We start from the raw sequence: 13,466 nt of genomic DNA, 5'->3' as shown, positions 1-13,466 counted from the left end.
GTCAGGCCTGTTCCTTCGCCTCGACGCCCACGACGGGCTCGCGCCGCGGCACGACCCAGAGCCGCAGCACGAACCAGGCGAGGGCGACCGCGCCGATGCTGAAGATGGTGTCGCCGGGCACGCGCATCCACACCAGCAGGTCGACGATCGGCTGCTGCATGAACTCCGCCGAACGTGCGTAGGCATAGCCGTGCTCGATCGCCGCCAGCAGCTGCATGGTGCCCAGCGGCAGCAGGGTCAGCAGCGCCATCAGCGCCAGGCCGATGTTGAGGGCCCAGAACGACAGCTTCAGCGCGGCGGTATCCCAGACCATCTGGCCGCGCAGCCCGCGCAGGCAGAACAGCACCAGGGCGATGCCCAGCATCCCGTAGACCCCGAACATCGCCGTGTGGCCATGCAGCGGCGTCAGGTTCAGGCCCTGCATGTAGTAGAGCGACAGCGGCGGGTTGATCAGGAAGCCGAACAGGCCCGCGCCCACCAGGTTCCAGAACGAGACCGCGATGAAGAACATCACCGGCCAGCGGTAGCGCGCCATCCACGGCGTGGCCTTGCCGTACTTCCAGGTCTGGTAGGCCTCGAAACCGATGTAGGCCAGCGGCACCACTTCCAGCGCCGAGAAGCTCGCGCCCAGCGCCACTACCGCGGTCGGCGTGCCGACGAAGTACAGGTGGTGCAGGGTGCCCAGCACGCCGCCGGACATGAAGATGATCGTGGCGAACAGCACCGCGACCGTGGCCACCGAGACCTTGATCAGGCCCAGGCGGGTGAAGATCAGCGCCATCACCGCGGTCGCGAACACTTCGAAGAAGCCTTCGACCCACAGGTGCACCAGCCACCAGCGCCAGTACTCGACCTCGGAGATGTGCGTGTGCTCGCCCCACATCAGCGCCGAGGCGAAGAACATGCCGATCGCGGCCGTGGCCATGAACAGCAGGGCCACGATGTGGCGGGTCTCGTTCTTCCGGTCGCGCAGCACCGGCCACAGCGCCCGGCCCACCAGCGCGACCCACAGCAGCAGGCCGACGAACAGGTACCACTGCCAGAAGCGGCCCATGTCGGCGTATTCCCAGCCCTGGTGGCCCCACCAGAAGTTGTGCTCGAGGCCGAGCTTCTGCATCACCGCCAGCCACTGGCCGGCGAACGAGCCGACCACGATGATGATCAGCGAGACGAACAGGAAGTTGACCCCGAACCGCTGGAACCGGGGCTCGTGCCCGGACAGCATCGGCGCGATGTACAGGCCCGTGCCCAGCCAGGCGACCGCGATCCACAGCACCGCCAGCTGGGTATGCCAGGTGCGCGAGAGCGAGTAGGGCAGGACCTCGGACAGCGCGAAGCCGTAGGCGTCCTGGCCCTCGACCTGGTAGTGGGCGGTGATCGCACCCAGCAGGATCTGCACCAGGAACAGCGCCAGCACCAGCCAGAAGTACTTGGCGACCGCGCGCATCGACGGCGTGAGCCGGGTGAGGGCGAACGGATCGCTGGCCGGGATGGCGTGGCCGCGGTCCTCGCCGTCATGCTCGCGCGCGTGGTGCCAGCCGAGCAGGCCGATGCCGGCGATCAGGAACAGCACGCTGAACGCCGACCAGACCCACAGCGGCGCCGCCGGGCGGTTGCCCACCAGCGGCTCGCTCGGCCAGTTGTTGGTGTAGGTGACCTGCTGCGGCACCACGCCGGCCTTGTCCGGGACCATGCCGTCGCCGGATTCCCGCGGGCGTTCGGTGGTGGCGGCCCAGGCGGTCCACCAGAAGAACGCGGTCATCGCCTGCCGGTGTTCCGGGGCGGCGATGGTGTCGTTCTTCATCGCATACGCTTCGCGCAGCTCCGCGGTGTCAGGCTCGCTGCCGAACAGGCTGACGTAGTGCGCGCCGACCTCGCGGATCGCCGTGACGCGGTCCGCGTGCAGGGTCACCGTGCCGGTGCCGGCGTCGTAGGTATTGGCCCGCATCATGTCCTGCAGGCGGCCCTGCATCTGCGCGCGTTCGCCCGCGCCCATCGAGGCCCAGCTTTCGGCGCCGGCTTCGCGCGCCCAGGCGTCGAGGATCGCCACCGCTTCGCGGTGCAGCCAGTCGGCGCTCCAGTCGGGAGCGACGTAGCCGCCGTGGCCCCAGATCGAGCCGAGCTGCATGCCGCCGATCGACTGCCAGACCTGCCGCCCGCGCTCGATGTCGGCGCGGGTGTAGACGACGCTGCCGTCTTCGGAGACCACCTGTTCCGGCACCGGCGGCGCGGCGCGGAAGATTTCCCCGCCTGCCCAGAGCAGGACGGCGAAGGATGACACGAGCAGAACGGCCAGGCCGATCCACAGCTTTCGATAGTTCCCCATGACGGGCTCCCGGTTTCGGTGCGCGCATGTTCCGTGAATGGATCCCCGGCCCTCCATGACGCAAGTCAAGCCGGCCACAGGCAGGCGTGCCGACGGGCGCTTACTGGTTCCAGAGCACCGGGGTGGCGAGCGCGGTGAGCCGCGGCTGGTCGGCGATCTCGAGCTCCCTGCGGTCGACGCGCAGCAGGCCGTCGGCCTGGAAGCGCTTCAGCACGCGGCTGACGGTCTCGGGCGCGAGCCGCAGGTAGTTGGCGATGTCGGTGCGCGCCATCGTCAGCTGGAAGCGATCGGGCGAGAAGCCGCGCGCGGCGAGCCGCCGCGACATCATCACCAGGAAGGCGGCCAGGCGCTCGTCGGCGGTCCAGTCGCCCGAAAGCAGGGCGGCGCGGCCGATGTCGCGGCTGAGCAGGCGGAACAGGTGCTGCTGCAGGCCGGGCAGGCGGCCGGCGAGGATCGAGATCTTGGGGAACGAGAACCGGCACAGCATCACCGTGTCCAGCGCCACGGCGTTGCAGGGATAGGTGTCGCCGTCGATGCCGTCGAGCCCGATCACTTCGCCCGGAAAATGGAAGCCGAGCACGTGCTCGCGGCCGCTGGGGTCGATGACATAGGTCTTGACCGTGCCGGCGCGCACCGCCGCGATCGCCTCGAAGGGATCGCCGACGCGGAACACGTGGTCGCCCGCGCGCAGGGGGCCGACGTGCTCGACCAGCATGTGCAGCTCGCCCAGCGCGGCCTTGTCCATGCCCTGGGACATGCAGGCCTGCGAGAACGCGCAGGTCGAACAGAAATGGAAGGCGTCGCCGTCGTCGGCCAGGATGCTGGGATCGACGCGCGGGAACGCGATCTTGTCTACCACGGGCGGGCCTCCCCAGGCGTCAGATGGCGCGGGAGAAGCGGGGCCGGCTGTCGGAATCGGCGGGGACGGGGGCGAGGTAGCGGTCGAAGCACATGGCAATGTTACGCAAGAGCAGCCGTCCGCGCGCGGTCACGCGGATCCGGTCGTGCTCGACGCGCACCAGGCCGTCCGCCTCGAGCGGCCGCAGCTTCTCCAGTCCCTCGGCGAAATAGTCCTTGAAGGTGATGGCGTGGCGCCGCTCCAGCGCGTGCATCGGGACCTCGCCCTGGCACATCAGCTGCTGGATCAGGTCGGCGCGGATCACGTCGTCCTCGTCGAGCTGCATGCCGCGGAACACCGGCAGGCGGCCCTCGTCGATCGCGAACTGCCAGGAGGGCAGGTCGCGCGGGTTCTGGCTGAAGGTGTCGCCGATGTGGCTGATCGCGCTCACGCCCATCCCGATCAGGTCGCTGTCGGCGTGGGTGGTGTAGCCCATGAAGTTGCGGTGCAGGCTGCCGCGCGCCTGGGCCATGGCCAGGGCATCGTCGGGGAGGGCGAAATGGTCCATGCCGATGTACTCGTAGCCACCCGCGGAGAGCCTGGTGATCGCCAGCTCCAGCAGGCCGAGCTTCTGCTCCGCGCTCGGCAGGTCCTCGGCCCTGATCTGGTTCTGCGGGCGGAAGACCTCGGGCAGGTGCGCGTAGCCGTAGACCGCCAGGCGATCGGGGCGCATCTCCAGCACCGTGTCGAGCGTACGCGCGAAGCCCTCCGGGTTCTGCTTCGGCAGGCCGTAGATCAGGTCGACGTTGACCGAGCGGAAGCCGTTCGCGCGGCAGGCCTCGACCACCGCGCGGGTTTCCTCCACCGACTGGATGCGGTTCACCGCCTCCTGCACCACCGGGTCGAAGTCCTGCACGCCGAAGCTGGCGCGGTTGAAGCCGATGCGGCCCAGCTCGGCGATGTCGGCGGGCGAGACGAAGCGCGGGTCGAGTTCGATCGAGATGTCGCTCTCTTCCGGGCGCGCGAAGTGGAACTGGCGGCGCAGGGCGTCGACCAGCTCGCCGATCTGCGCGGGATCCATGAAGTTCGGCGTGCCGCCGCCCAGGTGCAGCTGCACCACCTCGCGGTCGCGGTCGAACAGCGCCGCGGTCATGTCGATCTCGCGGTACAGGCGCGCCAGGTAGGTCTCGGCGCGCGACTTGTCGCGGGTGATGATGCGGTTGCAGCCACAGTAGAAGCAGGGGCTGACGCAGAACGGGACATGGACGTAAAGCGACAGCCGGCGCGGAATCGGATCGCCGTTGCTGGCGGCCGCCGCCTCGCGCAGCTGCACCTCGCCGAATCCGTTGCTGAACTGCGGCGCGGTGGGGTAGGAGGTGTAGCGCGGCCCCGGCCGGTCGTAACGGCGGAGCAGTTCGGCGTTGAAGGGCAGGGAAGCGTCCATGGGCAGGAATACTGCAACAGCTGCGCCAGGCACGCCTTGACTCGCGTCAAGGCCTGCCGTGCCCGGGAGGTTCCCGACATGGGGGCGTCCGTCGGCCCGATGCCCCGGGCGTGCGGACCCGCACCCGCGTGCGTGCGCTGGCCTGATATTCGGGATTGCACCCGCGATCCAGGATGCCGGCTCCGCATCGCTGGCGCGCGGGAAACCGAGGGGGGAGGGCGGATGGAAACGCGTTCGAGGTGGAAGCCGGGCCGGGATGTGTTGGCGGTGGTTTTCTGCCTGATGTGCTGCGGCGCTCCCGCTGCCGCGCAGACGGTGCAGAAGTGCGTGGGTAGCGATGGACACGTGACCTTGACCAGTGAGGCCTGCGGGGCTGGCCAGCGGCTGGCCGCGCGCTATGACGCGGTCCCGGAACCGATGCCTGCCGCGGCATCGGCGGCCGCCGGTCGGCAGGAGACGGACCGCCAGGGGCGGAGGGGCGTGCAAAGGACAGTCGCGAGGCGTGGCACCGGTCGTGCGACGGCAGGTTCACGTCCCGGCGCGGATCGCTGCGAAGCGGCCCGCGCGCGGCGGGAGCGGACGCTGCAGCGCGTCGGTCTGAAGCGCACCTTCGACCTGCTGCGCAAGCTCGACGACGAGGTCCGGGCAGCCTGCCGCTGATGCGGTTGGCCGTGGACGCGCATCCCGACGCCGGGGTTCGCCTGCCTGGTTGTTGCCTCGTCGCCTAGAACTTCCACGTCGCCCGCAGGTAGACGTCGTCGTCCCGGCGAGGGCCGGCGGCGCTGGCCGGCAGGTCGATCTCCTCGCGTCGACGGATACGCGCGTCGAACTGCCAGGCCTTGGATGCCTGCCAGACCCATCTCGCCTCGAGCAGTTCCTCGTTCGGCCGGAAGTCGCTGGACAGCAGCCAGCCATCGGCGACCCGGCCGTAGACGATCCCGACGTCGTGGTCGGGCCGCACGTCCATCAGGCTGAGGGAGGCCTGCCAGGACAGCGCATCGGCGGCACCGGTGCCGGAATTGACCGCTTCCCGGCGCGGCGTGTCCGGCGCCCAGCCGACCTCGCCACCCAGCCGCAACTTCGTGCCGCCCTGGCCCAGCGGCCATTCTGCGGTGGCCTTGGCGGTCATCGCCAGGTAGTCCTCGAGCGCCGGGTCGGCGAGGCCGTTCGTGCGCAGGGCCGAAGGCAGCCAGGTCATCGTGACTATTCGCTGCACCAGGGGACCGACGGCGGTCTTCGATTCGACCGCCACGAACAGACCCGCACGCGAACTGTCGTCCGCGAAGTCCAGCGGTCGCCGCAGCGCCCCGGTGGGACCGCGGCGATCGTTGTGGCGCGCGATCACGTGCGTGGTCCAGTCATTGCCGCGCCATTGCCACCAGATGCCGTCGGTCCAGGTGATGTCGAAGTTGGTGCTGTCGTTCTGGTCCAGCGACTTCTTCATGATGTCGTCGAGGCCGAATGCCGCCTGGAAGCGGCCGAGGCGCAGGCTCCAGGGCGACTCCGCCGGCCGGTATTCGAGGTAGGCCTCGTCGATGGTCGCCTGGCCGTCCTCGAGCCCCGCGGGGCCGGGAGCCCAGGTCCGCATCCAGAACTCCTCGTCGTCCTGTTCGCTGTCCAGGCGCGCGGCCACGCGGCCGCTGGCGTGCCAGCCGCCGCCGAGCGCGCCAGCCACGCGCAAGCGCGCCCGTGCGCGGACGCTGTCCGCGTCGGTGGTGGCGCCGCTGCGGGCGCGCGTTTCAGAGGCGACGTAGCCGAAGCGGATGTCGCCGCTGGTCTGCCTCGCGTCGCTGGCCTGTACGCCGGCGGCGACCACCATCAGGGCGGCTGCCAAAGGAAGGCGGATGGCGTTGGCACGCAGGGTGTGCGTCAAGCGGATGCCGGGAACAGTGCGCATCGGATCTCTCCGTCACCGGTTGCGGAGTGCGGGATTCACGCGGTTACGGTGCCTCAGGTGCCGGTGGGAATACCTTGATGCAGGTCAACGCAGGGGTCTGGTGTGATCCTGTCCAGTTGGGGATGGTGGGGATAAGCATGAGGACGGCAGGTACCGACAGCGCCAGATCCCGCCATCGACGCCACTGGCAACCAGCCTCTGAATTACATAATGTGCATTATGCGAAGTTCCATTTCTGGGCTGGAGCCCGGGAGTCACCATCGATTTGCACGGCTGATCCCCATCGCGCACATTCAGAAGACTCGAGATGTTTCCCGCAAGCAACCCGCTGCAACCGGAGGCCTACACGCCTTGAGCATCCACAGCCCCTTCCGCGTCAGCCGCTTCGAGACCGGCGCGTGGCCGACAAGCCGAACTGCGGCCGCTGCGGCGCTCCGCTGTTCACCGCCGGGCCTCTGTTGCTCGATGCGGGCAACTTCGACCTGCACGCCACGGCGCTCGGACCTGCCGCTGCTGGTGGATTTCTGGGCACCCTGGTGCGGGCCGTGCCGGATGATGGCGCCGCACTTCGAGGCCGCCGCCGCGCAGCTGGAACCACGGATGCGCCTGGGCAAGCTCGATACCGAAGCCGAACCCGCGCTGGGCACGCGCTTCGGCATCCGCAGCATTCCCACGCTGGCGCTGTTCCAGGGCGGCCGCGAGATCGCGCGTACGTCCGGTGCGACGCAGGCGGCGGACATCGTGCGTTGGGCCACTACGCAGCAGGCGCGCCCTTGAAGCACCTCGCCATCCCCGGTGCCGGCCCGCCCTCCCCCGCTCAGGTCGCTTGCGAGCCACCTTGTCCATCGCTTGCTGCAGCGGCATCCGGCGGAAGCAGATCCTCAAGGAAAAATGCCGACATCTCCGAGCGGCCGGCGAGCCCGGACTTCGCGTAGACCGCGCTGGACTGCACCCGCGCGGTCTTCTCGGTCGTGTGGCGTGCAGATGCAATTTCCTTGAGGCTCAGGCCCTTGAGCAGCAGGAAGGCGACTTCCTTTTCCGCCGGGGTCAGTTGCCACTGGTCCAGTTGCAGGCTGATCGAGCGCGACAATCCGTCGACGTACTTCTTCGACCCCGTGCGCCATGCTTCCGCCCGTTGCCGGAAGGCCGAGAAATCACGGCGTTGCGCATCCAGGCGTCTTCGCAGCAGCCACGCGCTGCGCAAGAGGTGGAACGCGCCGAAGCACGCCGCGACCGCCACCGTCGCCTCGGCCACGACGTGCCACAGCGTCACGCCTTCGCGCAGATCCACGACCAGATCGAGGGTCGCCAGCAATGTGATCAGGGCGAGTACGCCCGCGATGACGGTGCGCTCGCTTGCATGCAGCGCACCGCCACTCGAACCTGCCCGCCCATCTTCCCTGGTCCTGGCCCCCGGCTGGGTGTCGGGCTTGTCAGTCACGGTGGCGTCGGTCGCCGTCGGTGTCGCCGGACTCATGGTCGTCCTCGTGCTCGCCCAACTGCATGGTGGTCCCGAACAGGTCCAGGGTGCGCGCCTGCGCATCATAGTGCTGCAGCAGGTAGCCCATGGACAGGCCGGTCAGGACGACGAAGACGAGGCCGGCGACAGGGGCGGGGCGCACCGATTCCTCATCGACGGGCAAAGCCTGCTTCCGGCCGGTGACCATGCTGGTTGCCAGGTGGTCGCGGTGCCGCAGCACATGCGCCAGCACGCCGCCGACATGCAGCAGCGCGACGGCCAGGAACGCATTGGCCATCAGTTCGTGCGCGTCCTTCAGCGAGTCGCCTCCCGCGCCGGTGGCCATGAGGTAGCCGGTTGCACCCAAGCCGAGGCCCAGCCCCACCATCGCCACCGCCGCCAAGCTTGAAGCCGGGTTGTGGCCGACCCAACGCCGGCCGCCCGAAGTGAACATGTCCTTGAAGTAGGCGATCAGCTGCGCCGGGTTCAAGGCCAGGTCGCCGAGTCGCGCATGACGGGTACCCACCAGGGACCAGGCCAGCCGCAGGACGATCACGGACACCATGCCAAGTCCGGCCAGCATGTGCAGCGGGAAGCGGGCCGAGTCGTCGTCGACCAGGTTTGAAATGGCGAACGCCGCGATGAAGAAGCCGGCGAACAGCACGTGGAAAAGACGGGTGGGAAGGTCGTAGACCAGTGTCGCGCGCATGAGCGATTCCTCGGGGGGCGGTGTCCGAAGTCTCGGCCCGGCCCCGCGCCGGGGCCATAAGGCGAATGACCTAGCCGCGGAAAATCAAGAGCTTGGCCTGGTCGCGAACCCGGTTCCGGGAGCCTGAGCGGTCACCGCGCACCAAGGACAACCACCGCCAATGCGATGTACCGCCCCACCTTGGCGATCGTGACCAGCACCAGGAAGTTTGGCAGGGGCTCGCGCATGACACCAGCGACGACCGTCAGTGGATCACCCACCACCGGCACCCAGCTGAGGAGCAGCGACCATTTCCCGTAACGCCGGTACCAGCCCCGCGCCCGGTCGAGCTGGGTCTCGTTCGCCGGAAACCAGCGCCGATGCCTGAAGCGCTCCACCTGGCGCCCGATGCCCCAGTTCACGGTGGAGCCCAGCACGTTGCCGACGCCCGCAGTGGCGATCAGCAACGCTGGCGCGTAATCCGCCATCAACAGTCCGGTGAGGAGGGCCTCCGACTGGAGCGGCAGCAGCGTCGCGGCCCCGAACGCGACGAAAAACAGCGCGGCATGGACAGCTAGATCCGACATCAGTCGAGCCGTGGGTCAGTCCCGCCGCGTCTTCTCATTGCCGCGGCTCGGAGGTCATGCGCCGCATCGCCGCGCCGATGATGGGCGGCATGGTCACAGTGACGGGTCGATCAGATACTTCTCGCCAGTCGACTTCCGTTCGTAAGCGGCCAGGATGTCCGGCTGAAGTGCATCGGCGAGGCTGATGGTCTTCGTATAGTGGCTGGCGAACGTCGTCCTGAGCTCGTTCACGACGCGTTGACGCATCCGCCCCACGACTTCCCTGCCCGCGTTCTGCAGGAACGGGGAAAGCAGCCATCCGCCAACGTTCCAGGCAAAGCCGAACGTCCGATTGATCATGGTCGGTCCCGTGTCCAGGGCACCGTAGATATAGACCTGCTTGGGCACGTCCGATCCGTAAGGGCTGTAGGTAGCGCCGCTGCGGCTGGCGGCTGTCTCCATCGCCTGGAGGATCTGGCCGGCCAGCTTTCCGCCACCAATGGCGTCGAAGCCGATCGTGGCGCCCGTTTCAGCGATCGCTTCCGTCAGCTCGGCCTGGAAGCCGGGCGACGTGCTGTCCACGATGTGGCGAGCGCCGATCCCGCGGAGAATCGCCGCCTGCGCGCTGCTGCGCACGATGTTGACGAGCCCGATTCCGTCCGCAAGGCAGATCCTGTTGAGCATCTGGCCCAGGTTCGAAGCGGCGGCGGTGTGCACGATGGCCTTGTGCCCTTCGGCCTTCATCGTCTCGGTGAAGCCAAGCGCAGTCAGCGGATTGACGAACATCGACGCTCCTTCCGCCACATCCACGTCATCGGGCAGCAGGATGCAGTCCTGCGCCCGCAGTTTGCGCAGCTGCGTGTACATTCCGCCGCCCAGCATGCCGACCTTTTTCCCGAGGAAGTGCTGCACATCGCGGCCCGCCTTGACGACGGTGCCTGCGCCTTCGTTCCCGACCGGCAGCGACCGATCCAGCCGGGCGCGGATGGCCGCGAGGCGCTGCTGCGGAATCTCGGCGACCAGGACCGGTCGCTCCGGCGTGCCTTCGGCGCGGACGGTCGATACTTCGGCAGGCCCGAGCAGAAGCCCGAGGTCCGACGGATTGATGGGCGTGGCCTCGACCCGCACCACCAGTTCCTCCGGGCCGGGCTTATCGAGGGTGACAGTCTCCAGGCTCAGGCGGAGCTGTCCGCCGGATGTCGCCAGCGCTCGCAATTCCAGTCCACTCATCTCTTTATCCATCTCGGGCCCTCATGTGGGTTGTTTGATGTTGAACACCTGCAGCGTCGACGTGGCCGTCTCACAGAGGTGGCCGTCGCCGTCACGCAGCGTCGCCTCGGCGACCGCGTAGCGGGCGCCAGTGCGGCGTTTCGAGGGTCTAGAGCTGGAACCAAACCGTCGTGAAGCACTCAGCGACGAACGTTTCGCACATCGCATGCGTTGGCCTGCAAGGCGGCACTGCGCTGAGATTGTTCAATCGAGGAATTTCCACGTATCTGCACCATCGAAGCGCCTTACGGCCACTGACGCAAGGACTGTCGGCTCGAAGTTGCGCAGGTTGACCCCATGTCGGGCGCCAGGCGTGGCGTCAACTGGCTCCCAGTGAGTGAATACGCCGCACACCTTGCACCGCACGTTCCTCATGGTCCGGTCACCCCAGACATAGTCATCCGTGTTCTCTGGATGGCCTTGAATGGACACCGTGCCCAGCTCGTAATAGGCGCATATGACTCCTGATCGACGACAGAGCGAGCAGTTGCAGCTCGTGGCCTCGCTCGGCGCGAATGGGAGGGTGAGTCGAACTGCGCCGCAGTGACAGGAGCCTTCAAGCGATGGTGTTAACGGTTCCCCACTCATCTACGGCAGCCTCGTGCGAGGTGGCACTGCGCGATCCGGCACGCAGAGCGCGACCTCCCGGCCAACGCGCAGCTCGACGCTCTGAAGGTCCTCGAAGCTGATGGTTCCCGCGTCCCTCTCTCCCATCGCCCCACCACCGCCACGGCCACTGCACGCCCGACGTGATCCGCTGTGCGCTCCAACGGAGCCTGCAATGAACAGCCCCAGTCCGAACATGCCGTATGCCGCCAGCATGCCGGCGGGCCCGATCCGGTGCTCGAAGCCAGGGCTGAGCCGCCGGGAGACGACGTGATAGTCGACGACGTACGCCCCCAGGGCCACGGCCGCCGCGCGCAGCGCACGGCCGCGGGGTCCGGCGCGGCGCGGCTGCAGGCTTTCGTACACGCCGCCCCACAGCAGCGAACTGGCGTGATGTACGCCGTAGCCGGCCACGGTGTAGCGCAGCGAGGGCTCGTCGACATGGCGGGCACGCGGATACCAGAACCACTGGCTGGCCGCGTTGGTGCCGGCGGCGGCGTGTCCGCTGCGCCGCCGGCTGAAGACCGACACGGCCACGGTGGACAGCAGGCTGGCCAGGCTGCCCGAGGCCAGCATGCGTCGCGCGAAGCGGGCGGGCTCCGGGTGCTGGTGCTGGGTGGTGGCCTGGTTGGCGGCGCCCTGGCTGGGCAACTTGCGCTGCGGGGTCATGGCGTCCTCCTGGCGACGCGCAGTGGCCGCGCGCGGGACGGCCTGGGTGCAATCGCGCTGGACCTCACCGCCCTGCCCGGCGAAACCGCCCTGCTCGAAGCGCTGCGCGGCGTCGACGTGGTGGTGAACACCGTCGGCATCTTCCTCGAGTCAGGACAGCAGGGCTTCGATGCAGTCCACGTGAACGGTCCACGCGTCCTGCTCGAGGCGGCCCGGGCTGCCGGAGTCCGTCGCTGGATCCAGCTGTCGGCCCTGGGTGCCGATGCGGGATCGGCCCTGCCCTATTTCGCCAGCAAGGGGAAGATGGACGCCCTGCTGCTGTCGACCCAAGGCGTGGAGACCGCGGTGGTGCGTCCTTCGCTGGTGTTCGCCCCGGAGGGCACCAGTACGCGCTGGTTCGCACAGCTGGCCAGCCTGCCGGTGACGCCACTCCCGGGCGCCGGCAACCAGCTCGTCCAGCCGCTGCACCTGGATGACCTGCTGGGGGCGCTGGTCGCCATCGTCGAACGCGACCAGGTGCCCGTGATGTTGGATGCGGTAGGTCCCCGCCCACTTCCGCTGCGCGACTACCTGCAGGTGTTCAAGCGCGCGATGCGCACCGGCGGGACATTCCTGCATATGCCCATGGCCCCGCTGCGCCGGTTGGCCGCGCTTGCACCGCGTCTGGGGCCCGCCCCGTTCGACGCCGACGCGATGTCGATGCTGGAGGCAGGTAACACCGCCGATCCTGCGCCGTTCCATCACTGGCTCGGGCGCACCCCTCGCGATCCTGATTCCTTCGTGCCGCCAGCCCAGGGCAGCGCCATGGCGAACCGCGCGATCTTGGGGTGGACGATCCCCGCGATGCGCGTGGCGCTGGCGGCGATGTGGCTGGCCACGGCGGTGGTTTCGCTGTGGGTCTATCCGCGCGCCGACAGCCTGGCGATGCTGGCCCAGGTCGGGCTGCACGGCGCGGTGGCAGTGGCGGCCCTGTGGGCCGGAGCGCTGGCCGACCTGGCGCTGGGCATCGGCATGCTCGTGCGCCGATTCCGCACCCTGGCCTACGCCGGCCAGCTGCTGCTGGTGGCGGCCTACACGCTGATCATCAGCATCTGGCTGCCGGAGCAGTGGGCCCATCCCTTCGGTCCGGTGCTGAAGAACCTGCCGCTCCTGGCCATGATCCTCGCCCTCCTGATGCTGGACCGGACCCATGGACCTGATCCTCGTTAAATACCTGCACGTGCTGTCGTCGACGCTGCTCTTCGGCACCGGCGTCGGCACCGCGTTCTACCTGCTGTTCGTCAGTCTGACGCGGGACGTGCATGCGATCGCGGTGGTCGCGCGCTACGTGGTGGTCGCGGACTGGATCTTCACCGCGACGACGATCGTCATCCAGCCGGTGACCGGGTTCTGGCTCGCCCACCAGATCGGCTACCCGCTGACCGAGCCCTGGCTGCTGTGGTCCACCGTCGCCTTCGTGCTCGCCGCGCTGTGCTGGCTGCCGGTGGTCTGGCTGCAGATGCGGCTGCGCGACATCGCCGTCGAGGCGGACGCGAGCGGCACGCCGCTTCCGCGGGGCTACGGCAGGATCCTGGCGATCTGGGTCGCGCTGGGCGTGCCGGCCCTGGTCTCGTTCCTGGCGATCTTCTACATGATGGTGGCCCGGCAGCTGCCCTTCGCCGGGTGACACGTCCCCGGTGAGCGGAGCCGCGCGCGCAGGCGCGG

The 13,466-nt window shown here is 68.6% G+C and carries 12 protein-coding genes and 1 pseudogene; 4 read left to right on the top strand and 9 right to left on the bottom strand.

What is annotated here, in order from left to right:
• Nucleotide 1: 1 nt before the first annotated feature.
• The 3 genes from JGR68_RS07410 to hemN form a co-directional block, all read right to left on the bottom strand.
• A complete protein-coding gene (locus JGR68_RS07410; protein WP_199362063.1) occupies nt 2-2,326 on the bottom strand; it encodes a nitric-oxide reductase large subunit in 2,325 nt (774 codons plus the stop codon).
• A gap of 100 nt (nt 2,327-2,426) precedes the next feature.
• A complete protein-coding gene (locus JGR68_RS07405) occupies nt 2,427-3,185 on the bottom strand; it encodes a helix-turn-helix domain-containing protein (RefSeq protein ID WP_234446460.1) in 759 nt (252 codons plus the stop codon).
• 19 nt (nt 3,186-3,204) lie between these two features.
• Nucleotides 3,205-4,608, bottom strand: coding sequence for an oxygen-independent coproporphyrinogen III oxidase (hemN, locus tag JGR68_RS07400; protein WP_199362064.1), 1,404 nt, complete (start codon nt 4,606-4,608; stop codon nt 3,205-3,207).
• A gap of 222 nt (nt 4,609-4,830) precedes the next feature.
• Here hemN and JGR68_RS07395 point away from each other — a divergent pair, with 222 nt between their 5' ends.
• Nucleotides 4,831-5,268, top strand: a complete 438-nt coding sequence (locus JGR68_RS07395; RefSeq protein WP_199362065.1) for a DUF4124 domain-containing protein — start codon at nt 4,831-4,833, stop codon at nt 5,266-5,268.
• A gap of 64 nt (nt 5,269-5,332) precedes the next feature.
• On the opposite strand, the gene JGR68_RS07390 is transcribed toward JGR68_RS07395, so the two are convergent.
• Entirely contained in the window at nt 5,333-6,505 is a 1,173-nt protein-coding gene (locus tag JGR68_RS07390) for a porin (RefSeq protein WP_199362066.1), read from the bottom strand.
• 398 nt (nt 6,506-6,903) lie between these two features.
• On the opposite strand from JGR68_RS07390, the pseudogene trxA reads away from it, so the two are divergent.
• Nucleotides 6,904-7,282 (top strand): annotated as a pseudogene (gene trxA, locus JGR68_RS14020) (thioredoxin).
• A 40-nt stretch (nt 7,283-7,322) separates the two neighbouring features.
• Here the strand turns inward: trxA and JGR68_RS07380 are convergent.
• From JGR68_RS07380 to JGR68_RS07360, 5 genes are all read right to left on the bottom strand, one after another.
• Nucleotides 7,323-7,946, bottom strand: coding sequence for a helix-turn-helix transcriptional regulator (locus JGR68_RS07380; RefSeq protein ID WP_199362067.1), 624 nt, complete (start codon nt 7,944-7,946; stop codon nt 7,323-7,325).
• Entirely contained in the window at nt 7,939-8,673 is a 735-nt protein-coding gene (locus JGR68_RS07375) for a cytochrome b/b6 domain-containing protein (protein WP_199362068.1), read from the bottom strand. The genes JGR68_RS07380 and JGR68_RS07375 overlap by 8 nt, the downstream gene beginning before the upstream one ends.
• A gap of 131 nt (nt 8,674-8,804) precedes the next feature.
• Entirely contained in the window at nt 8,805-9,239 is a 435-nt protein-coding gene (locus JGR68_RS07370; RefSeq protein ID WP_199362069.1) for a YqaA family protein, read from the bottom strand.
• A 93-nt stretch (nt 9,240-9,332) separates the two neighbouring features.
• A complete protein-coding gene (locus tag JGR68_RS07365) occupies nt 9,333-10,448 on the bottom strand; it encodes a zinc-binding dehydrogenase (RefSeq protein WP_199362070.1) in 1,116 nt (371 codons plus the stop codon).
• A 627-nt stretch (nt 10,449-11,075) separates the two neighbouring features.
• Nucleotides 11,076-11,762 carry a hypothetical protein gene (locus JGR68_RS07360; RefSeq protein ID WP_199362071.1) on the bottom strand — a complete coding sequence of 229 codons (687 nt, stop codon included), beginning with the start codon at nt 11,760-11,762 and terminating at the stop codon, nt 11,076-11,078.
• On the opposite strand from JGR68_RS07360, the gene JGR68_RS07355 reads away from it, so the two are divergent.
• Nucleotides 11,703-12,971 (top strand): SDR family oxidoreductase, encoded by a 1,269-nt coding sequence (locus JGR68_RS07355; protein WP_234446459.1) that lies wholly within the window; start codon nt 11,703-11,705, stop codon nt 12,969-12,971. The two genes, JGR68_RS07360 and JGR68_RS07355, sit on opposite strands and share 60 nt — an antisense overlap.
• On the top strand, nt 12,952-13,428 hold the full coding sequence (locus JGR68_RS07350) for a DUF2269 domain-containing protein (protein ID WP_199362073.1): 477 nt from the start codon (nt 12,952-12,954) through the stop codon (nt 13,426-13,428). Before JGR68_RS07355 ends, JGR68_RS07350 begins: the two co-directional genes overlap by 20 nt.
• The last annotated feature ends 38 nt before the right edge of the window (nt 13,429-13,466 follow it).

The organism is Luteimonas sp. MC1750, from assembly GCF_016615955.1.
Classification (GTDB): Bacteria; Pseudomonadota; Gammaproteobacteria; order Xanthomonadales; family Xanthomonadaceae; genus Luteimonas.
The sequence above is the reverse complement of the archived record's forward strand: the minus strand, read 5'-3'. Positions and strand labels throughout refer to the sequence as shown.

What these genes read in the sequence shown, in the direction of transcription:
- hemN (WP_199362064.1), bottom strand. Translation starts at nt 4,608, where the DNA reads ATGGACGCTTCCCTGCCCTTCAACGCCGAACTGCTCCGCCGTTACGAC.
- JGR68_RS07360 (WP_199362071.1), bottom strand. Translation starts at nt 11,762, where the DNA reads ATGACCCCGCAGCGCAAGTTGCCCAGCCAGGGCGCCGCCAACCAGGCC.
- JGR68_RS07375 (WP_199362068.1), bottom strand. Translation starts at nt 8,673, where the DNA reads ATGCGCGCGACACTGGTCTACGACCTTCCCACCCGTCTTTTCCACGTG.
- JGR68_RS07350 (WP_199362073.1), top strand. Translation starts at nt 12,952, where the DNA reads ATGGACCTGATCCTCGTTAAATACCTGCACGTGCTGTCGTCGACGCTG.
- JGR68_RS07410 (WP_199362063.1), bottom strand. Translation starts at nt 2,326, where the DNA reads ATGGGGAACTATCGAAAGCTGTGGATCGGCCTGGCCGTTCTGCTCGTG.
- JGR68_RS07365 (WP_199362070.1), bottom strand. Translation starts at nt 10,448, where the DNA reads ATGAGTGGACTGGAATTGCGAGCGCTGGCGACATCCGGCGGACAGCTC.
- JGR68_RS07370 (WP_199362069.1), bottom strand. Translation starts at nt 9,239, where the DNA reads ATGTCGGATCTAGCTGTCCATGCCGCGCTGTTTTTCGTCGCGTTCGGG.
- JGR68_RS07395 (WP_199362065.1), top strand. Translation starts at nt 4,831, where the DNA reads ATGGAAACGCGTTCGAGGTGGAAGCCGGGCCGGGATGTGTTGGCGGTG.
- JGR68_RS07390 (WP_199362066.1), bottom strand. Translation starts at nt 6,505, where the DNA reads ATGCGCACTGTTCCCGGCATCCGCTTGACGCACACCCTGCGTGCCAAC.